This is a genomic window from Kitasatospora sp. CMC57, from assembly GCF_045866025.2.
Lineage (GTDB): Bacteria > Actinomycetota > Actinomycetes > Streptomycetales > Streptomycetaceae > Kitasatospora.
Window position 1 is genome coordinate 5,387,451 of sequence record NZ_AP035881.2, and the last position, 19,122, is coordinate 5,406,572.

Here is a 19,122-nt window from a genome sequence, read left to right on the forward strand (position 1 = left end):
CGACCGGAAGGCTACACGGCGGTGGGTTTGACAGTCAGTACCTGCCCCGCGACGACCAGCAGGACCTGCTCGGAGGCGTCGGCGACCGCCATGTTCAGCCGCCCCAGGGTGTCCCGGAACCGCCGCCCGGCAGCGGTGGCCGGGACCACGCCCATCCCCACCTCGTTGCTCACCGCGACCACCTGACGGCCGGTCACCCGCCAGGCCTCCGCGAGGGCGTCGCAGCGCTGCTGGACGGCCAGCTCGGCCCCGTAGTACCAGGCGTCGTCATCCCAGGCTCCGCACTCGTCCATGACGGCGGTGAGCCAGAGCGCGAGGCAGTCGATCAGCACCGGTGCCGGGTCCGTGACGTCGGCCAGTACGGCCTCCAGCTCGCAGGTCTCGGTGGTCCGCCAGGTCCCCGGCCGCCGCTCCCGGTGCAGTTCGACCCGGCGGGCCCAGTCCTGGTCGTCGTCCCGGCTGCCGCTGGTGGCCACGTACAGGACGTCCGGGTAGGGGGCGAGCAGCTGCTCGGCCCGGGTGGACTTGCCCGAGCGGGCGCCGCCGAGGATCAGGGTGCGGGGGAGTGCCATGCCGTCCATCCTGCCGGACGAGGTATGGGGAGGTCCCGGGCGGGCACGCTAACCTGCGCAGCAGAATCGAGAAGCGAGGAGCCGGGCATGGTCTGGACGTGGCGGTACGAGAAGGCGGACGGCACCCTCGTCCAGCAGCCCGGCGAGCAGGAGGAGTTCCCCGGGCAGGGGGACGCCGAGTCCTGGATCGGCGAGGAGTGGAAGGACCTGCTCTCGAAGGGCATCGAGCAGGTCGTCCTGCTGGACGACGGCAAGGTGATCTACACCATGAGCCTTCAGGAAGCCTGAGGGGCCGTCACTTCGCGCCGACGAGGTGCAGCAGGGCCGCGACCTGACGGTACGGATCCTGCTGCCCGGCACGCTCCTCGGCGTCCAGCAGCTGGGCCAGCTGGCGGCCGTCCACCGGGGCCTGGTGGTCCGGGGTGGTGTCCGTGAAGACCCGGACGCCGTACCAGCACCGGAGCGGGACGGCGATCTCGGTCAGCGTGGTGCTCAGGTCGGCCAGCCGGTCGGCGCGGGCGGTCAGGCCGAGCCGGTTGGTGTAGCGGGTGGTCTCGAAGGCGTCCAGGGCGGTGCGCCAGTCGCCGGTCAGCCCGGGGCGCAGGGCCAGGGCGTCGGCGTTGCGGACCACCAGCGACAGTATTCCGCCGGGGGCCAGCAGCCGGGCCAGCGAGGCGAGCATCGGGTCCGGGTCGGAGAGGTACATCAGGATGCCGTGGCAGAGCACCACGTCGAAGCTGCGCGGGCCGAACCAGCGCCCGACCTGGTGGCAGTCCCCGCCCAGCAGCTGGACCCGCTCGCGGACCGCCTGCGGTTCGGCGGCCAGCGCGGCCTGCGCCGCGCCGAGCGTCACCGGGTCCGGGTCGAGCCCCGTGACCAGGTGACCGGCCCGGGCCAGCCGGAGCGCCTGGGTGCCCTGGCCGCAGCCGACGTCGAGCACCCGCAGCCCGGTGAGACCGGCCAGCTGCCCGGCCAGCTGACGGGCCACCAGCTCCTGCCGGACCAGCGCGCGGAGCCCGCCCTGCCGCTCCAACCAGGTGGCCGCGGTGGGCAGTGAGCCCCGGGTGGGCAGCCGGTCGTGCAGCCCGCCGCCCTGCCCGGGCAGGCCGTGGCCCCCGGACCAGCCCTCAGCCGTCCAGGGCTGAGCCCAGGACGGCTGCTGCACGGGCTCGGCGGTCAGGGCTTCTCGCCCCGCTTGACCTGCGGCTTCGGCAGCCGCAGCCGTCGCATCTGGAGCGTGCGCATCAGGCCGTACGGCACCGCGCCCTTGGCGTTCTGGTTGGGGAAGTTGGCGGCCAGCGCCTTGCGCAGGCCGAAGCCGAGGCGCGCGAAGTCGGCGATCACCAGCACGAAGAACAGCATGAACAGCAGCGTCGAGAGCAGCTGCAGCATCGGCACCTTGAGCACGCTGAGGATCAGCACGACCACCGCGTACGGCAGGAAGAACTCGGCCAGCGACCAGCGCGAGTCCACGTAGTCACGGGCGAAGCGGCGCACCGGGCCCTTGTCACGGGCCGGCAGGTAGCGCTCGTCGCCCTCCAGAAGCGCGGTGCGCTGCTTCTCCCGCTCGGAGCGCATGCGCTCGCGGGACTGCTTGGCGGCCTCCTTGCGGTCCTTGGGGACCGTCACCCGGGTGCGGCGGTGGGCCTCGGCCTCACTGCGCTTGGGGGTGGGCCGGCCCTTGGGGGCCTGCGGGTCACGGGGCAGGTTGTCGTCCTGCTCGGCCAGCGCGGTGGCGGAGGAGGAGGCATCGTCTGAGCGGCGTCGGAACACACCACCAGCGTACGTGGTCGCTCCCGGCAAATCGGAGTGCCGTAGGACCCAAACAGATATCGATGGCCCTGGAGTGTCCCCTAGGTCCGGCGGGGTGTTCGGTGGATCATGGTCAGGGGTCGTCTCCACCCAGGGGATGAGGCCGGAGCGTTCCGGCTGTAGCAGGCTTGTTGCAGGCAGGAGCACTGCGGCGAGGACGCCGCCGCGCATAGACTCGATCCTGTCCAGTACGAGTCGGAACCGCAGGCCCGAGAAGGGGGCACCCGAGGCCCATGAGCGACGGAATCATGAAGCGTATGGGGCTGATTTTCCGCTCCAAGGCGAACAAGGCCCTGGACCGCGCGGAGGACCCCCGCGAGACGCTCGACTACTCCTACCAGAAGCAGCTCGAACTGCTGCAGAAGGTGCGCAGGGGCGTCGCCGACGTGGCCACCTCGCGCAAGCGGCTGGAGCTCCAGCTCACGCAGCTGCAGCAGCAGTCCGCCAAGTACGAGGACCAGGGCCGCAAGGCGCTCTCGCTCGGCCGGGAGGACCTCGCGCGCGAGGCTCTCACCCGCAAGGCCAACATGCAGTCGCAGATCACCGACCTGGAGACGCAGTACCAGCAGCTCCAGGCCGAGGAGGAGAAGCTCACGCTCGCCTCCCAGCGGCTGCAGGCCAAGGTGGACGCCTTCCGCACCAAGAAGGAGACCATCAAGGCCACCTACACCGCGGCCCAGGCGCAGACCCGGATCGCTGAGTCCTTCTCCGGCATCTCCGAGGAGATGGGCGATGTCGGCCTGGCGATCCAGCGGGCCGAGGACAAGACCGCCCAGATGCAGGCCAGGGCCGGGGCGATCGACGAGCTGCTGGCCTCCGGCGCGCTCGACGACGCCAGCGGTCTCGGCCGCAAGGACGACATCGAGGCCGAGCTGGAGCGGGTGGCCGGCGGCAGCGACGTCGAGCTGGAGCTCGCCCGGATGAAGGCCGAGCTGACCGGCGGTTCGCCGGCCGCGCCCCAGCAGGCGATCGAGCAGGGCAAGCAGGACACTCCTCCCACGATCAACTACAACAAGTAACCCCGACGCAGGGAGACCACCGGCATGATCATGCGGGTCATGGGCGAGGGCCAGTTCCAGGTGGCCGAGAGCCACCTCAACCGGCTCAACCAGCTGGACGACGAACTCCTCGCCGCACTCGAGTCGGGGGACGAGCAGCAGTTCCGGGCGGCGCTCGGCGATCTGCTCAGCGCGGTCAAGGAGTACGGCACACCGCTGCCGGACGACTCGCTGGAGCCGTCCGACCTGATCCTGCCGGATCCGGAGGCGACGCTGGACGAGGTCCGGGCACTGCTGCGGGACGAGGGCGACGGGCTGATCCCCGGTCTCCGGGAGTGACGACGAAGGGCGGGCCCCAGGGGGCCCGCCCTTCGTCGTGCGTGGGTTACGGCAGCGCGAGCATCCGGTCCAGCGCGGCCTTGGAGTACTTGGCGACCTCCGGGTCCACGGTGATCACGTTCGGCACCCGGCCCTCGACCAGCGACTCCAGTGCCCAGACCAGGTGCGGCAGGTCGATCCGGTTCATGGTCGAGCAGAAGCAGACCGCCCGGTCCAGGAAGACGATCTCCTTGTCCGGGTGTGCCTTGGCCAGCCGGCGGACCAGGTTGAGCTCGGTGCCGATGGCCCACTTGGAGCCGGGCTCGGCCGCGTCCAGCGCCTTGATGATGTACTCGGTCGAACCGACCAGGTCGGCCGCGTCGACCACCTCGTACTTGCACTCGGGGTGCACCAGCACGTTCACGCCGGGGATCCGGGCCCGGACGTCGTTCACCGAGTCCAGGGTGAACCGGCCGTGCACCGAGCAGTGGCCGCGCCAGAGGATCATCTTGGCGTTCCGCAGCTGCTCGACGGTCAGGCCGCCGTTCGGCTTGTGCGGGTTGTAGAGCACGCAGTCGTCCAGCGACAGGCCCAGGTCACGGACGGCGGTGTTCCGGCCGAGGTGCTGGTCCGGCAGGAAGAGCACCTTCTCGCCCTGCTCGTACGCCCAGGTGAGCGCGCGCTCGGCGTTGGAGGAGGTGCAGATGGTGCCGCCGTGCCGGCCGGTGAAGGCCTTGATGTCAGCGGAGGAGTTCATGTACGAGACCGGGACGGTCACGTCGGCCACGCCCGCCTCGGTGAGCACGTCCCAGCACTCGGCGACCTGCTCGGCGGTGGCCATGTCGGCCATCGAACAGCCGGCCGCCAGGTCCGGCAGGATGACCTGCTGGGTGCTGCTGGTGAGGATGTCGGCCGACTCGGCCATGAAGTGCACGCCGCAGAAGACGATGTACTCGGCCTCGGGCTTGTTGGCGGCGTCGCGGGCCAGCTTGAAGGAGTCGCCGGTCACGTCGGCGAACTCGATGACCTCGTCCCGCTGGTAGTGGTGGCCGAGGATGAAGACCCGGTCCCCCAGGGCGGCCTTGGCGGTGCGGGCGCGCTCGACCAGGTCGGGGTCGGAGGCGGGCGGCAGGTCGCCGGGGCACTCGACGCCGCGCTCGCTGTTGGGGTCGGCCTCACGGCCGAGCAGCAGCAGAGCGAGCGGCGTCGGGGTGGGGTCGACGCCGTAGGTCTCGGTGGTGGTGGTCACGGGCGGGTGCCCTCCTGTGCGGCGGAGCTCTGAGCTGGGCCATGCCTTTTCGTCTATCTGACGCTATCTATGATAACCCGTTCGCGTCACTCTGACGATGGCCAACGTGTCGATGTGACGAGAACCGCGCGCCGCTACGGTGTGTTCCCGGCGTCGTCGGGTTGGCTACCGGCCATGAAGGCAATCGCGATCAGGCAGTACGGCGGCCCCGAAGTCGTCGAGTACACCGAACTCCCCGACCCCAAGGTCGGACCCGACTCCGTCCTGGTCCGGGTGAAGGCAGCCGGGGTCAACCCGGTCGACTGGAAGGTCCGCGAAGGCGGACTGGACGGCATCCTGGACGTGCACTTCCCGCTGATCATGGGCTGGGACCTGGCCGGCGTGGTGCAGGCCGTCGGTGGCGGGGTGACCGAGTTCCGCCCCGGCGACGAGGTGATCGGCTACGTCCGCAAGGACGCCGTCGAGCACGGCACGTACGCCGAACTGGTCTCCGCCCCGGTCCGCACCCTGGCCCGGAAGCCCGCCGCCCTCGACTGGGCCCAGGCCGGCGGACTGCCGCTGGCCGGACTGACGGCGTACCAGTCGCTGGTCAAGGCGCTCGCGGTGAAGGACGGCGAGACCGTGCTGGTGCACGCCGCCGCCGGGGGCGTGGGGGTGCTCGCGGTCCAGGTCGCCCGCGCCCTCGGCGCCCGGGTGATCGGCACCGCGAGCGAGCGCAACCACGCGTTCCTGCGGTCCCTCGGCGCCGAACCGGTGACGTACGGGGACGGGCTGGCCGACCGGGTCAGGGCGCTCGCCCCCGACGGAGTGGACGCCGCACTTGACCTGGTCGGCGGCGACGCGGTCGAGGTCTCGGCCGGTCTGGTCCGGCACCCCGACCGGATCGCCTCCGTCGCCGACTACGGCGTCGTCGCCAAGGGCGGCCACTACGTCTGGGTCCGCCCCGACGCGGCGGACCTCACCGAACTCGCCCGGCTCGCCGACGCCGGCCTGCTCCACGTCCCGGTCGCCTCCACCTTCCCGCTCTCCCAGGCGGCCAGCGCCCAGGCCCTGAACGCCGAGGGCCGGACCCGAGGCAAGATCGTCCTAATGGTCGACTGACCGGCCCGCGTGCCAACGGGGTCACCGCGACGCCGGACCCAGGCGTCGCGGTGACCCGGGCGCCTCGCCGTTCCCCGCGCCCCTGAGAGTGCACGCTCAGGAAGGTGCAGAATGGTGCGGCGTTTCGTTTCTTCCAGTGGAGAGCCTCCCGATGAGCACCAACAGACCGTCAGAACCGGGCGGGGCATCCCTGGACGAGACCGACCGGCTGCTGCTGGCGCACCTGAGCCGGGACGGCCGGGCCTCGTACGCCGAGATCGGGCTGCTCGCCAACCTCTCCGCCACCGCCGTCCGGCGTCGGATCGACCGGCTCAGGGCCCGGGGCGTGGTCCGCGGCTTCACCGTCGTGCTGGACCCGGACGTGCTGGGCTGGCAGACCGAGGCGTTCGTCGAGGTGTACTGCCGGGAGCGGACCGCGCCCGAGGAGATCCTGGCCAGCCTGCGGCAGTTCCCCGAGGTGGTGGCCGCCTGGACGGTGACCGGTGACCCGGACGCCCTGGTGCACCTGCGCGCCGTCGACACCCGCCATCTGGAGGCGGTCATCGAGCGGATCCGCAAGGAGCCCGGTGTCCAGCGCAGCCGCAGCTCGGTGGTGCTGTCCCGGCTGATCGGCTGACCCGGACGGACGAATCCGCCCGCACCGCGCAGGAAAGCTGCGCCGCCCCCGTCGAACGCGCCGGAAACCTGCCCGACCGGCCGGGTTCCGACGCGCGCGGGCGCACTCCCGCTGCCTAGGCTGATCACGTCCGGCAGGCCCCGTCCGCCCCGGGCCTCCCATGACACCCACTCAGTGAGAGGGACAGCCATGTCCGCAGCCCCCGACCGCATGCACCGGCCCGACAACGAGCTGGTCGACCTGGTGTTCAACTACATGCGGGAGCGGCTGCAGTACGACCCCGTACCGCTGGACCACCCCGGTGACGGCGAGCACCTGAAGGCCCAGCTGGCCGGTCTGCTGAACCAGCACGGCAACGACGCGGCCGACGTGCTCAAGCTGTACGACCACGAGCTGTCCCGCGCGGTGATCTCCGCCGACAGCCCGCGTTACCTGTCCTTCATCCCGTGCGCGCCCACCAAGGCCGCGCTGCTCTTCGACATGGTGGTCTCCTGCGCCTCGCTGCAGGGCATCTCCTGGCTGGAGGCGGCCGGCGCGATCGCCGCCGAGAACCAGGTGCTGCGCCTGATAGCGGACCGTGCCGGTCTGCCCGGGACGGCGGGCGGCACCTTCGTCTCCGGTGGTTCGGCGGGCAACCTCTCCGCGCTGGTGGTCGCCAGGGACACCGCCCGGCGGCGGCTCGGCCCGGACGCCAAGCTGCGGATCGCGGTCTGCGAGCAGGTGCACTCCTCGGTGAAGAACACCTTCAACATCATCGGCGTGGAGGCCTTCAAGGTCCCGCCCGTCGACCGCCGCTTCACCGGTGAGGCCCTGCGCGCGGCGCTGGCCGCCGACCCGGACCCGGAGACGGTGATCGCCGCCGTCGGCACGGCGGGCACCACCAACGAGGGCATCGTGGACGACCTGGCGGGCATCGCCGAGGTCACCCGCGAGCGCGGCATGTGGTTCCACGTGGACGGCGCATACGGTGGGGCCGGGCTGTTCGCCCCGTCCGTCCGGGAGCGCTACAACGGCATCGAGCACGCCGACTCGTTCGTGGTGGACCCGCACAAGTGGCTGTTCGCGCCGTTCGACTGCGCCGCGCTGATCTACCGCAACCCGCAGCTGGCCCGGGCCGTGCACACCCAGGACGCCTCGTACCTGGACGTGCTGCACACCGAGGGCGACGAGTGGAACCCCACCGACTACGCCTACCACCTGACCCGCCGGGCCCGGGGCCTGCCGCTCTGGTTCTCGCTGGCCGTGCACGGCACCGAGGCGTACACCGACGCGATCGAGGCCGGGCTGACGCTGGCCAGGGAGACCGCCGCGCTGATCGAGCGCACCGAGCACCTGGAACTCCTGATGGAGCCCCAGCTCTCCTCGGTCTGCTTCCGCCGCACCGGCTGGACCCGGGAGGACTACTACCGCTGGTCCCAGCAGCTGCTGGCCGACCAGATCGGCTTCGTCACCCCGACCGGATGGGACGGCGAGACGGTGGCCCGGTTCGCCTTCCTGCACCCCGGCACCACGATGGAGATGGTCCAGGAGATCCTCGCCACGATGGTCTAACGGTGCCGGGGCGGGCGGTCGAAGACGCAGTCACCGCACAGGCCCGCCCCCGGCACCCGGTAGTACAGGCAGCAGCTGGTCCGGCGCCCCGCCGCCGTGAGCCCGCCCCGCAGCGGGGGCCGGTCCAGCAGCTCGGCCGCCAGGCCGCCGCCGGAACGCAGCACCCGGACGGCGCCGGCCAGCGCCGAGGCCGCGTTGCCCCGGAGCAGGCCCTCGGCGACCGGCGTCACGGTGCGGATTCCGGCCGCGAGCGGCGTCAGCTGCCCTTCCACCACGGTCCGGTGCAGCGCCGCCGCCAACGGACCGTCGGGAACCGCCGCCCCCGGCACCCAGAGCTCCAGCGAACCGCCGGGCGGCAGCCGCCAGTACGACCGGTCGAAGTCCGGCACCGCCCCGCCCAGAACGGCCGTGCCCAGCGCCACCGACCAGAGCCTGGCCGCCACCCCGAGCTGCGCCACCGATGCGGCCACCCGGGGTTCGGCCGTACCGAGCCGCTCGCCGACCTCGGCGATCCGGCGCTGCCAGAACTCCCGCCCTGACAGCTCGGCCAGTGGCAGGAAGCCGTCCGGCAGCGGGCCCTCGACGGTGGCGAAGAACGGACCGACGGCGGCGGCCCGGCGCAGCGCCCCCTCGCCGCCGCTCCCAGGAACGCCGGTCACAGGAACCCCGGATTCGGGATGTACGGGGCGGGCGGCCGCATCCCGCGCACCGAGAGGTACCCCTCGGTGGAGAGCGAGAGGCCGACCTCCAGGCCGACGTCAACCGCCCACTCCTGCTCGGCGGTCAGGTGATCGACCACCACCTCCGCGCCGTCGGGGGTACGGGCCAGCGCCTCGCGCAGCAGCCGGGTGGCGATCCGCTTGGAGGTGGCGGCCAGCAGCTTCACCGCACCGCCGGTCCGGTAGCAGTAGCCGCTGCCCGCCAGGGTGTCGGCGATCAGCAGTTCGTCGTAGTGGGCCAGCATGAAGTCATGGTCCACCCCGTGGGCCGCGCCGCGGACCCGGCGGTCGATCGAGTCCAGCAGGTGACGGTGGGTCGGATTGCCCGGGTGCACCGGGATGTCGCCCGGGTCGATCAGCCCCGCCCGGTCCACCGTCCCGGTCAGCCTCATGGTCGGGTACAGGGTGAACCCGGCCCGCCGGTAGCGGCGGGCGGCGGCGGGGGAGGGGGAGGCGCAGAGCATCCCGCGCAGGCAGCCCCGGCCGTAGGTGGTGGCCTGCTCCAGCAGCAGCCGGCCGACACCCCGGCCCTGGGCGCTCGGCAGCACGGCGAACAGTGACAGCAGCCACAGCCCCTCCCGCCGCATCGACAGCGCCACCCCGAGCGCCTCGCCGTCCTGCTCGGCGACCCAGCAGCCGCCCTGATCGTGCCGGATCGCGTGCACCGCCCGGGCGAGTTCGCGGACTAGCTGGGCCGGGTCGGGCGGCGAGCCGTCGTCCCGGCCGGCCAGATCGCGGAAGGCCGCCCGGCTCACCGTCTCGACGGCCGCGGCGTCGGCGTGGGTGTCCTGGAGCTGACGAATGATCACCCCTTCATCCTGCCGCCGCGGCGGGTCCCGGATGGCCGGTTCGGCAGGATCGGACGATGACCACGGTCGGCCGGTGTGCGAGCATGGGTGCATGGGGCATTGGGTAACCCGCCCCGCAGGGAACCTCAGAAGACACCGCCCGGGAAATGAATCCGGGTGGCCGCTGGTTGGTACTGGCGGCAGATCGTCGTCACAGACCGGGAGTACACAGATGAGCGTCCAGGACGAGACCACCGTCGAGAGTGGTCTGCTCCTCTCCGATGCCGCCGCGGCCAAGGTCAAGGGGCTGCTGGACCAGGAAGGCCGCGACGACCTCGCGCTGCGCGTCGCCGTGCAGCCCGGTGGCTGCTCGGGCCTGCGTTACCAGCTGTTCTTCGACGAGCGTTCGCTCGACGGTGACGTCGTGAAGGACTTCAACGGCGTCAAGGTCGTCACCGACCGGATGAGCGCCCCCTACCTCGGCGGCGCGACCGTCGACTTCGTCGACACCATCGAGAAGCAGGGCTTCACGATCGACAACCCGAACGCCACCGGCTCCTGCGCCTGCGGCGACTCGTTCAGCTAAGCGGAACGCGGAAGGCCCCCGCCGCGGCGGGGGCCTTCCGCATGCCCGGGGGTCAGTGCTGCGGTCCGCCCACCGGGTCGGGGCCCTGGGACCGGGGCAGCTCCTGGTTGGTGGACTGGTCGAAGACCGTCCGGCCGCCCAGCGGGGCCTTCAGGTCGGCCGACACCTCCTGCTGCTTCGCCAGTGCGGCGCACTCGGTGCCCGCCTTGCGCGGCTCGGTCACCACTACCTTGGCCAGCACCGTGCCGGGCTTGGACTCGTCCAGCTTGAGGCCGTACTTCTCGCAGATCCCGCCGTAGAACGTCACCGAGAGCCGCAAGCCGTCCACCCGGTACGAGTTGGCGGGCAGCTTGCCGGACGGGTCGGGTTCGCCCGCCGCGATGCCGGGCGGGGTCTCGGCCGGCGTCGGCTCGGCGGACTGCTTCGGCGGGCTGGACGGCCGGGGGTCCGGGGTGGACGGGCTCGCGGACGGCCCCGACGCCGAGGCGCTCGGCGCGGGGGACGAGGTGGAGGCCGTGCTGGTGACGCCCGACCCGCAGGCGGTGGCGGTGCCGAGGGCGAGCAGCAGTGCGGCTGCGCCGACGGCCCGTCGGAGCCGGGGTGGGGTGACTGCGGTCTTCTGGTCCATGGTGCGCGTTCCTCCCGAGGGCTCAGCGCTCCGCCACCGCAGCGGGCGCTGTGCGACTCTGACGTGCCCCGGAGGAATCCGGTTCCGTCAGGCGCCGTACTCGGGCATCCCGGCCACCAGCCGGCGCGTCCTGGAGGGCACCGAGACGCCGAGGGAGGCGCTGCGGACCGGTTCGGCGGGGGCGGCGTGGGTGGGCCAGAAGAGCTCCATCCGCCGGGACGAACTCACCAGGGCGTCAAGGGAGTCGGCGTCCGCTTCCCCCTTGAGGGCTACGGGGACGCGCAGGGTCGGACGGTTCGGCATCATCGGTCTTCGCTCCGATCGGCGGGCCGCGGCCGGAACGCCACGGACCATGGCGGGGCGGCTGGTCCGGCCCCGGTACCCCGACCCTAGGTCCGGCCCGCGCCCCGGGCCAGTACTACTGCGCGGTAGTACTCGGTGGGGTGAAGCGGGAGGCGTGCTGGGCGGGGCACGGACGGCCCGGTACCGTGGGGAGGTCAATTTCACCGTAGTTCCGGCCATTCGCCCGGCCACCTGAGGAGACCCAGTGCGCATCGCCGTCGCCGGCTCGATCGCCACCGACCACCTGACGACCTTCCCGGGCCGTTTCGCCGACCAGCTGGTCGCCGAGCAGCTGCACACGGTCTCGCTCTCGTTCCTGGTGGACACCCTCGACATCCGCCGTGGCGGCGTCGCCCCGAACATCGCCTTCGGCATGGGCGTGCTCGGCCTGCGCCCGATCCTGGTCGGCGCGGCCGGTGCGGACTTCGAGGAGTACCGCAGCTGGCTGGAGCGCAACGGCGTGGACACCGGCTCCGTGCACATCTCGGAGACCCGGCACACCGCCCGGTTCATGTGCACCACGGACCAGGACCACAACCAGATCGCCTCCTTCTACACCGGCGCGATGGCCGAGGCCCGCAACATCGAGCTCAAGCCGATCCACGACCGGGTCGGCGGCCTCGACCTGGTGCTGATCGGTGCGGACGACCCGCAGGCGATGGTCCGGCACACCCAGGAGTGCCGCACCCGCGGCTACGCCTTCGCCGCCGACCCCTCGCAGCAGCTGGCCCGCCTGGAGGGCGAGGACATCCGGGAGATCGTCGACGGCGCCGCGTACCTGTTCACCAACGAGTACGAGGCCGCGCTGATCGAGAGCAAGACCGGCTGGAGCTCCGAGGAGATCCTCGGCCGGGTCGGCACCCGGATCACCACGCTCGGCCCCAAGGGCGTCCGGATCCAGCGCGCGGGCGAGCCGGACATCACGGTCGGCTGCGCGGCCGAGGAGCGCAAGGCCGACCCGACGGGCGTGGGCGACGGCTTCCGGGCCGGCTTCCTGGCGGGCCTCTCCTGGGAGCTCGGGCTGGAGCGGTCGGCGCAGATCGGCTGCATGCTGGCCACGTTGGTGATCGAGACGGTCGGCACCCAGGAGTACGAGCTGCGGCACGGCGCGTTCCTGCAGCGGTTCGCGGCGGCGTACGGCGACGTGGCCGCGGCCGAGGTCCGGGCGAAGCTCGCTGCCTGAGCCTTCTAGGCAGTGCGAGTGACCAGGTACGCCGTGCCGCGGTCGAAGCCGTAGTCGGTCGAGGGGGCCTCGCCGGCGTAGGTCTGGGAGCGCATCTGGCACCAGGCGGGGATGTCGAGGCGGGCGGCCTCGTCGTCGGCGAGGACGACGACGGTGCCGCCGGGGGGGACCTCGGAGATCCGCTTGGCGAGTTCGATGACCGGCAGGGGGCAGCGCTTGCCGAGCATGTCGAGGACGAGGGTGTCCGAGGCGCCGGCCGGGGCGGGCAGGTCGAGGCCGAGGGGGGCCCGGATGTCGGCGACCAGGCGGGGGAGCAGGTCGAGGAAGCGGGTGACGTCCGCCTCGTGGGTGCTGTGCGGCAGCGAGATCCGGATGTTTCCCTCGGTCAGCACGCCCATCGCCGCCAGGACGTGGCTGGGGGTCAGGGTGCTGGACGTGCAGGAGGAGCCCGAGGAGACCGCGAAACCGGCCCGGTCGAGCCCGGTGAGCAGGACCTCGCCGTCGACGTAGAGGCAGGAGAAGGTAACCAGGTGGGGGAGCCGGTGGACGGGGTCGCCGACCACCTCGACCTCGGGGACCAGCTGGGGCACCTGACGCCGGATCCGCTCCACCAGGGCGTGCAGCCGGGCGTTCTCAGCCTCGGCCTCGGCCCGGACGGCGCGCAGCGAGGCGGCGGCCGCGACGATCGCGGGGACGTTGACGTAGCCCGGGACCCGGCCGCTCTCGCGTTCGTCGGCGGGCAGCGGGGAGACGTACCGGACGCCCTTGCGGACGGCGAGGACGCCGACCCCGGCCGGGCCGCCCCACTTGTGGGCGCTCGCGGTGAGCAGCGACCAGCCGCCGGGGACGGGGAGCCGGCCCACCGACTGTGCGGCGTCCACCAGCAGCGGGACGTCGCCGAGCAGGGCGGCGGTCTCCTCGACCGGCTGGAGGGTGCCGACCTCGTGGTTGGCGGACTGGAGGACGGCGAGTGCGGTGTCCTCCCGCAGCAGGGCCACGAATTCGGGGGCGGAGACCCGCCCCTGGCGGTCCACCGGGGCCACCGAGACGCTGCCGCCGTCCGCCGCCACCCGTTCGGCGGTGTGCAGCACGCTGGAGTGTTCGACGGCCGAGTGGACCAGGTGACGGCCCGTCCGGCGGCGTCCGGTCAGTGCACCGAGCATCCCCAACTGGACGGCCTGGGTGCCGCTGGAGGTGAAGGAGACCTCGTCGGCGCGGCAGCCCAGCACCTCGGCGACGGTCTCCCGGGCGGCATCCAGCAGCATCCTGGCCTGTCGTCCCGAGCGGTAGAGACGCGCCGGGTCGGCCCAGCCCTCGTCCAGTGCGGCGGTCAGTGCCTGCCGGGCGACGGGGTGCAGTGGTGCGGTGGAGGCCACGTCGAAGTAGGACACGGTGTACACCCTACTCACCGTCAGACGGCACCCTTTTTGTTCGGGTTCGTGGGCGCCCGACCGGGTGTCGACGGTCCGTCACCGCGTGTCCCGGGGCCACCTTCCCGGTGTCCGTGCGACCCTCGAACGGCCGTATTGACCTGGGACTCCACTCCTTTGGGGGCTGATCGGGTAGCCGGGCGGCGCGTTACCGGGGGCTGCTAGTGAGTGCCGCATAAGGATGGAGTAGCGTTTGGCCCGCATAAGCATTCAAACCGTGCCCGTGGCCGGGTCGCCGGGGAGGCGCGTACAGCGACTCCCGGCAGCGACGCGATCTCGGGCGAGACTTCGGGAAGGCGCTACGTGAGTCCCAACGGCTCCGACCGCTCGCCGCGGCGCACGATGCGGCGGAAGCTGCCTCAGGCGCTGGCACTGGGCCTCGTCATCGCGACCGCCACCGGCTGCTCGGCCAACGACCTCCCCAGGCTTGGCCTCCCGAGCCCCGTCACCGTCGAGGGCCCGCTGGTCCTCCGCATGTGGCAGGGCTCCTGGATTGCGGCTCTGGTGGTCGGCGCACTGATGTGGGGTCTGATCATCTGGAGTGTGATCTTCCACCGCCGCAGCCGCACCAAGGTGGAGGTCCCCCCGCAGACCCGGTACAACCTGCCGATCGAGGCGTTGTACACCGCGGTCCCCCTCGTCATCGTCTCGGTGCTCTTCTACTTCGTCGCGCGCGACGAGGCCCGGTTGACCCAGACCTCCGCCAAGCCGGACCACATGATCAACGTGGTCGGCTTCCAGTGGAGCTGGGCGTTCAACTACGAGAACACCGAGAACCCGGACCCGGCCAACACCCAGGCCGCGTACGAGGTCGGCACCCCGGCCGAGCCGCCGACGCTCTACCTGCCGATCAACGAGACGGTGCAGTTCCGCCTCACCTCGCGGGACGTCATCCACGACTTCTGGCCGGTCAACTTCCTGATGAAGCAGGACGTCGTCCCGGGCGTGGTGAACAAGTTCGAGGTCACCCCGAACGCGCTGGGCACCTTCCGCGGCAAGTGCGCGGAGCTCTGTGGTGTGGACCACTCGCGGATGCTGTTCAACGTCAAGGTCGTGGACCGGGCGGAGTACGACAAGCACCTGGCGGAGCTTCGGGCCAAGGGCCAGAAGGGCGCGGTGCCCTCGGGCATCACCACCATGGGAAGTGAGAAGTGACGATCCTCAACGAGCCCGCCGCCGCCGGCGGGGCTGCCGGGGCTACGGTCACGGCCGGCACCGAGCGGACCCGGAAGCCCGGGTCCACCATCATCAAGTGGCTGACCACCACCGACCACAAGACGATCGGCACCCTGTACCTGGGGACGTCGTTCGCGTTCTTCCTGATCGGTGGTGTGCTCGCGCTGGTGATGCGCGCCGAGCTGGCTCGTCCGGGGACGCAGATCCTCTCGAACGAGCAGTTCAACCAGGCGTTCACCATGCACGGCACGATCATGCTGCTGATGTTCGCGACGCCGCTCTTCGCCGGTTTCGCGAACTGGATCATGCCGCTCCAGATCGGCGCCCCTGACGTCGCCTTCCCGCGACTGAACATGTTCGCCTACTGGCTCTACCTGTTCGGCTCGATCATCGCGGTGGCCGGCTTCCTCACCCCGCAGGGTGCGGCCGACTTCGGCTGGTTCGCCTACTCCCCGCTGTCGGACGCGGTCCGTTCGCCGGGCATCGGCGCCGACATGTGGATCATGGGTCTGGCCTTCTCCGGCTTCGGCACGATCCTCGGTTCGGTCAACTTCATCACCACCATCATCTGCATGCGCGCGCCCGGCATGACGATGTTCCGGATGTCGATCTTCGTCTGGAACGTCCTGCTGACCGCCGTGCTGGTGCTGCTGGCCTTCCCGGTCCTCGCGGCCGCGCTGTTCGCCCTGGAGGCGGACCGGAAGTTCGGGGCGCACGTCTTCGACCCGGCCAACGGCGGGGCGCTGCTCTGGCAGCACCTGTTCTGGTTCTTCGGTCACCCCGAGGTGTACATCATCGCGCTGCCGTTCTTCGGCATCGTCTCGGAGATCATCCCGGTCTTCAGCCGCAAGCCGATGTTCGGCTACTCCGGCCTGATCGCGGCCACCATCGCGATCGCCGGTCTGTCGGTCACGGTGTGGGCGCACCACATGTACGTCACGGGCCAGGTCCTGCTGCCGTTCTTCTCGTTCATGACCTTCCTGATCGCGGTCCCGACCGGCGTGAAGTTCTTCAACTGGGTCGGCACCATGTGGAAGGGCTCGCTGAGCTTCGAGACCCCGATGCTCTGGACGGTCGGCTTCCTGGTGACCTTCCTGTTCGGTGGTCTGACGGGTGTTCTGCTCGCCTCCCCGCCGATCGACTTCCACGTCTCGGACTCCTACTTCGTGGTGGCGCACTTCCACTACGTGGTGTTCGGCACCGTGGTGTTCGCGATGTTCGCCGGCTTCCACTTCTGGTGGCCGAAGATGACCGGCAAGATGCTCGACGAGCGCCTTGGCAAGATCACCTTCTGGACGCTGTTCATCGGCTTCCACGGCACCTTCCTGGTCCAGCACTGGCTCGGCGCGGAGGGCATGCCCCGCCGCTACGCCGACTACCTGGCCTCGGACGGCTTCACCACGCTGAACACCATCTCGACCATCGCGTCGTTCCTGCTCGGTCTGTCGATCCTGCCGTTCCTCTACAACGTCTGGAAGACCGCGAAGTACGGCGAGAAGATCGAGGTCGACGACCCGTGGGGTTACGGCCGTTCGCTGGAGTGGGCCACCGCCTGCCCGCCGCCGCGGCACAACTTCCTCACGCTGCCCCGGATCCGTTCGGAATCCCCGGCGTTCGACCTGCACCACCCGGACATCGCCGCGCTCGACTACCTCGAGTACCACGGTGAGCCGGGCAAGCACTTCGAGGGCGTCACCCCGGCGAAGTACGACGCCCCGCAGCTGGGCAAGGGCCTGAAGAAGGACGGGGACGCCTGATGAAGGAACAGGGCAAGATCTTCATCGGCTTCGCCGTCTTCATCCTGGCGATGGCCATCACGTACGGCGTGTGGACGAACCAGTCCGACCACGGTGTGGAGGCCGCTGGTACCACGGCGCTCTTCCTCGCCTTCGCGCTCTGCGCGATGGTCGGCTACTACCTCGCCTACACCGCCAAGCGGGTCGACACCGGTCCGGGCGACAACCCCGACGCCGAGGTCGCGGACGACGCCGGTGAGCTGGGCTTCTTCGCCCCGCACAGCTGGCAGCCGCTCTCCCTGGGCATCGGCGGAGCGCTCGCCTTCCTGGGCGTGATCTTCGGCTGGTGGCTGCTGTTCTGGTCGATCCCGATCATCCTGATCGGCCTGTTCGGCTGGGTCTTCGAGTTCTACCGCGGCGAGGACCAGAACCAGTAGGTTCCCCCTCCTCCGCACCGGACGGCCGGGCATCCCTGACGGGGTGTCCGGCCGTCCGGCGTTGGGGGCCGCCGGTTGGTCCGCTCACCCGGTCGGGCCAACCGGAACTGCGGGGGCGGGCCGCCTGGGGCTGACTGTTCTTACGATCTGATAGGTCGTCGGACTCAGGAGGCAGCCGTGAAGAGCATGCACGGAGTCGCACTGACGGCCGCACTGCTGCTGCTGACCCCGGTGGTCGGCTGCTCCTCCGGTGCTGCCCCGACCGCGGTACGGCCGGTGGAAGCCGTGGATGTGAGCGGACTGGTGCACACCTCGGCCGGTGGCGACGCGGACCCGGCCAAACCCCTCACCGTCACGGCCGACCAGGGCGGCCACCTCACCGACGTCACCGTGACGGGTGCCGACGGCCGGGTGGTGGCCGGGCAGCTGGCGGCGGACCGGACCAGCTGGCAGAGCACGGCCCGGCTCAAGGCGGGCACCAGGTACGCGGTGCGGGTCGCCGCGGAGGACGACCATGGCCGGCGGGGGGAGACCACCAGCGAGTTCGGCACGGCGGCCGCCCAGCACCTGCTCACCGCGGTGCTCGGCCCCGACTCTTCGGGTACCGGCCTGTACGGCGTGGGCCAGCCGCTCACCGTGCAGCTCTCCGAGGCGGTCAAGGACCCTGCCGGGCGTCAGGAGGTCGAACGGGGCCTGACGGTGGTCTCCGAGCCCGCCGTGACCGGCGCCTGGTACTGGGTGGACGACAAGAACCTGCACTTCCGGCCGAAGGAGTACTGGCCGGCCAACGCGAAGATCCGGCTGGGCTACGACCTGCAGGGCGTCCCGGTCACCGCCGGTCTGAACGGCGGCGAGCCGGTCGGCCTCTCGCTGCGGACCGGCGACCGGGTCGAGGTGACGGTGGACGCCGCCTCGCACTACCTGACGTTCCGTCGCAACGGCGCGGAGGTCAGGTCCATCCCGGTGACCACCGGCAAGCCCGGCTTCTCCACCCGCAACGGCATCAAGGTGGTGCTGGGCAAGGAGGCGTCCGTCCGGATGAACGGCGAGACGATCGGGATCAAGCAGGGCAGCACCGAGGCGTACGACCTGGAGGTCAAGTGGGCCACCCGGGTGACCTGGAGCGGCGAGTACGTGCACGCCGCACCGTGGTCGGTCGGCTCCCAGGGCGTCGACAACGTCAGCCACGGCTGCACCGGGATGAGCACCGAGAACGCCCAGTGGTTCTACGACCAGACCCGGATCGGCGACCTGGTGCAGGTGGTCAACAGCAAGGGCGCGGCGATGGAGCCGTTCGGCAACGGCTTCGGCGACTGGAACATCCCGTGGGACGAGTGGCTCAAGCACTCCGCCCTGGGCCGGGCCGTCTCCACGGCGGGGAGCTCGGGGACGCAGGTCGCGGGCAGCGCTCCGCTCCTCGGCTGACGGGCCGGTGCGGCCCGCTGCGGTCAGCGGTAGGCGACGGTCAGGGCGGTGGTGACCGTCGCCAGGGCTTCGGCCTCGGTGAGACCGAGGCGGGCGGCGCGGCCGGCGTACTCGGTGGCGGCCTCGGCGGCGAGGCGGTGGGCGGTGTCGCCGGTGGTGGCGATCAGGGTGCCGCGGCGGCCGTGGGTCTCCACCACGCCGTCGGCCTCGAGTTCCCGGTAGGCACGGGCCACGGTGTTGGCTGCCAGACCGAGCTCCTCGGCCAGGGCCCGGACGGTGGGGAGTCTGAGCCCGGCCGGCAGTGACCCGCTGCGCGCCTGGTCGGCGATCTGGGCCCGTACCTGCTCGTACGGGGGAGTGGCGGAATCGTGGTCGACGGACAGCTGCACGGGATCTCCTGACGGTTCGTTACCCGACATTCTGCCGCAGGAAGGCCGATGGCCCCCCACCGTGAA

The 19,122-nt window shown here is 71.2% G+C and carries 22 protein-coding genes; 12 read left to right on the forward strand and 10 right to left on the reverse strand.

All coding sequences use genetic code 11. From position 1 onward, the window contains the following. Positions 1-11: 11 nt before the first annotated feature. On the reverse strand, positions 12-572 hold the full coding sequence (gene cobU / locus ACKUU6_RS24110; protein WP_407990649.1) for a bifunctional adenosylcobinamide kinase/adenosylcobinamide-phosphate guanylyltransferase: 561 nt from the start codon (positions 570-572) through the stop codon (positions 12-14). Between the two features lie 87 nt (positions 573-659). Between cobU and ACKUU6_RS24115 the strand changes: the two genes are divergently transcribed. Continuing rightward, complete coding sequence (locus tag ACKUU6_RS24115; RefSeq protein ID WP_407990650.1) at positions 660-860, forward strand: hypothetical protein; 201 nt, start codon at positions 660-662, stop codon at positions 858-860. Between the two features lie 7 nt (positions 861-867). Here the strand turns inward: ACKUU6_RS24115 and ACKUU6_RS24120 are convergent, their stop codons facing one another. Both ACKUU6_RS24120 and ACKUU6_RS24125 read right to left on the reverse strand, forming a co-directional pair. After that, the gene (locus tag ACKUU6_RS24120; RefSeq protein ID WP_407992217.1) at positions 868-1,578 is read right to left on the reverse strand and encodes a class I SAM-dependent methyltransferase; all 711 of its coding nucleotides are present in this window, start codon (positions 1,576-1,578) and stop codon (positions 868-870) included. Between the two features lie 170 nt (positions 1,579-1,748). Beyond that, positions 1,749-2,345: a DUF3043 domain-containing protein gene (locus ACKUU6_RS24125; RefSeq protein WP_407990651.1), complete on the reverse strand. Its 597-nt coding sequence runs from the start codon at positions 2,343-2,345 to the stop codon at positions 1,749-1,751. Between the two features lie 272 nt (positions 2,346-2,617). On the opposite strand from ACKUU6_RS24125, the gene ACKUU6_RS24130 reads away from it, so the two are divergent. Together ACKUU6_RS24130 and pspAA are read left to right on the forward strand one after the other, a co-directional pair. Further along, positions 2,618-3,403, forward strand: coding sequence for a PspA/IM30 family protein (locus ACKUU6_RS24130; RefSeq protein WP_407990652.1), 786 nt, complete (start codon positions 2,618-2,620; stop codon positions 3,401-3,403). A gap of 24 nt (positions 3,404-3,427) precedes the next feature. Continuing rightward, positions 3,428-3,721 carry a PspA-associated protein PspAA gene (pspAA, locus tag ACKUU6_RS24135; protein ID WP_407990653.1) on the forward strand — a complete coding sequence of 98 codons (294 nt, stop codon included), beginning with the start codon at positions 3,428-3,430 and terminating at the stop codon, positions 3,719-3,721. A 46-nt stretch (positions 3,722-3,767) separates the two neighbouring features. Here the strand turns inward: pspAA and nadA are convergent, their stop codons facing one another. Next, entirely contained in the window at positions 3,768-4,949 is a 1,182-nt protein-coding gene (nadA, locus tag ACKUU6_RS24140) for a quinolinate synthase NadA (protein WP_407990654.1), read from the reverse strand. A gap of 174 nt (positions 4,950-5,123) precedes the next feature. Between nadA and ACKUU6_RS24145 the strand changes: the two genes are divergently transcribed. The 3 genes from ACKUU6_RS24145 (at position 5,124) to ACKUU6_RS24155 (ending at position 8,217) form a co-directional block, all read left to right on the forward strand. Then, on the forward strand, positions 5,124-6,050 hold the full coding sequence (locus ACKUU6_RS24145) for an NADP-dependent oxidoreductase (RefSeq protein ID WP_407990655.1): 927 nt from the start codon (positions 5,124-5,126) through the stop codon (positions 6,048-6,050). Between the two features lie 151 nt (positions 6,051-6,201). Beyond that, the gene (locus ACKUU6_RS24150) at positions 6,202-6,666 is read left to right on the forward strand and encodes an Lrp/AsnC family transcriptional regulator (protein WP_184920606.1); all 465 of its coding nucleotides are present in this window, start codon (positions 6,202-6,204) and stop codon (positions 6,664-6,666) included. A 189-nt stretch (positions 6,667-6,855) separates the two neighbouring features. Then, positions 6,856-8,217, forward strand: coding sequence for a pyridoxal phosphate-dependent decarboxylase family protein (locus ACKUU6_RS24155; protein WP_407990656.1), 1,362 nt, complete (start codon positions 6,856-6,858; stop codon positions 8,215-8,217). Here the strand turns inward: ACKUU6_RS24155 and ACKUU6_RS24160 are convergent. After that, on the reverse strand, positions 8,214-8,876 hold the full coding sequence (locus ACKUU6_RS24160; RefSeq protein ID WP_407990657.1) for a (2Fe-2S)-binding protein: 663 nt from the start codon (positions 8,874-8,876) through the stop codon (positions 8,214-8,216). The genes ACKUU6_RS24155 and ACKUU6_RS24160 overlap by 4 nt on opposite strands. Beyond that, complete coding sequence (locus ACKUU6_RS24165) at positions 8,873-9,745, reverse strand: GNAT family N-acetyltransferase (protein WP_407990658.1); 873 nt, start codon at positions 9,743-9,745, stop codon at positions 8,873-8,875. The genes ACKUU6_RS24160 and ACKUU6_RS24165 overlap by 4 nt, the downstream gene beginning before the upstream one ends. Positions 9,746-9,956: 211 nt before the next feature. On the opposite strand from ACKUU6_RS24165, the gene erpA reads away from it, so the two are divergent. Next, the gene (gene erpA, locus ACKUU6_RS24170) at positions 9,957-10,310 is read left to right on the forward strand and encodes an iron-sulfur cluster insertion protein ErpA (RefSeq protein WP_057232998.1); all 354 of its coding nucleotides are present in this window, start codon (positions 9,957-9,959) and stop codon (positions 10,308-10,310) included. 52 nt (positions 10,311-10,362) lie between these two features. Here erpA and ACKUU6_RS24175 read toward each other — a convergent pair whose 3' ends face one another. Together ACKUU6_RS24175 and ACKUU6_RS24180 are read right to left on the reverse strand one after the other, a co-directional pair. Further along, on the reverse strand, positions 10,363-10,938 hold the full coding sequence (locus tag ACKUU6_RS24175; RefSeq protein WP_407990659.1) for a hypothetical protein: 576 nt from the start codon (positions 10,936-10,938) through the stop codon (positions 10,363-10,365). An 87-nt stretch (positions 10,939-11,025) separates the two neighbouring features. After that, entirely contained in the window at positions 11,026-11,241 is a 216-nt protein-coding gene (locus ACKUU6_RS24180) for a hypothetical protein (RefSeq protein ID WP_407990660.1), read from the reverse strand. Between the two features lie 244 nt (positions 11,242-11,485). On the opposite strand from ACKUU6_RS24180, the gene ACKUU6_RS24185 reads away from it, so the two are divergent. Then, positions 11,486-12,463 carry a carbohydrate kinase family protein gene (locus tag ACKUU6_RS24185; protein WP_407990661.1) on the forward strand — a complete coding sequence of 326 codons (978 nt, stop codon included), beginning with the start codon at positions 11,486-11,488 and terminating at the stop codon, positions 12,461-12,463. A 5-nt stretch (positions 12,464-12,468) separates the two neighbouring features. Here ACKUU6_RS24185 and ACKUU6_RS24190 read toward each other — a convergent pair whose 3' ends face one another. Beyond that, positions 12,469-13,854, reverse strand: a complete 1,386-nt coding sequence (locus ACKUU6_RS24190; RefSeq protein WP_407990662.1) for a cysteine desulfurase/sulfurtransferase TusA family protein — start codon at positions 13,852-13,854, stop codon at positions 12,469-12,471. 342 nt (positions 13,855-14,196) lie between these two features. Here ACKUU6_RS24190 and coxB point away from each other — a divergent pair, with 342 nt between their 5' ends. The 4 genes from coxB to ACKUU6_RS24210 all read left to right on the forward strand — a co-directional run bounded on the left by coxB (position 14,197) and on the right by ACKUU6_RS24210 (position 18,667). Further along, positions 14,197-15,048 (forward strand): cytochrome c oxidase subunit II, encoded by an 852-nt coding sequence (gene coxB / locus ACKUU6_RS24195; RefSeq protein WP_407990663.1) that lies wholly within the window; start codon positions 14,197-14,199, stop codon positions 15,046-15,048. Beyond that, complete coding sequence (gene ctaD, locus ACKUU6_RS24200) at positions 15,045-16,826, forward strand: cytochrome c oxidase subunit I (protein ID WP_407990664.1); 1,782 nt, start codon at positions 15,045-15,047, stop codon at positions 16,824-16,826. Before coxB ends, ctaD begins: the two co-directional genes overlap by 4 nt. After that, positions 16,826-17,242 (forward strand): cytochrome c oxidase subunit 4, encoded by a 417-nt coding sequence (locus ACKUU6_RS24205; protein WP_407990665.1) that lies wholly within the window; start codon positions 16,826-16,828, stop codon positions 17,240-17,242. Before ctaD ends, ACKUU6_RS24205 begins: the two co-directional genes overlap by 1 nt. 186 nt (positions 17,243-17,428) lie before the next feature. Then, positions 17,429-18,667, forward strand: coding sequence for a L,D-transpeptidase (locus tag ACKUU6_RS24210; RefSeq protein ID WP_407992218.1), 1,239 nt, complete (start codon positions 17,429-17,431; stop codon positions 18,665-18,667). 23 nt (positions 18,668-18,690) lie between these two features. On the opposite strand, the gene ACKUU6_RS24215 is transcribed toward ACKUU6_RS24210, so the two are convergent. Then, positions 18,691-19,086 (reverse strand): GntR family transcriptional regulator, encoded by a 396-nt coding sequence (locus ACKUU6_RS24215; RefSeq protein ID WP_407990666.1) that lies wholly within the window; start codon positions 19,084-19,086, stop codon positions 18,691-18,693. Between the last annotated feature and the right edge of the window lie 36 nt (positions 19,087-19,122).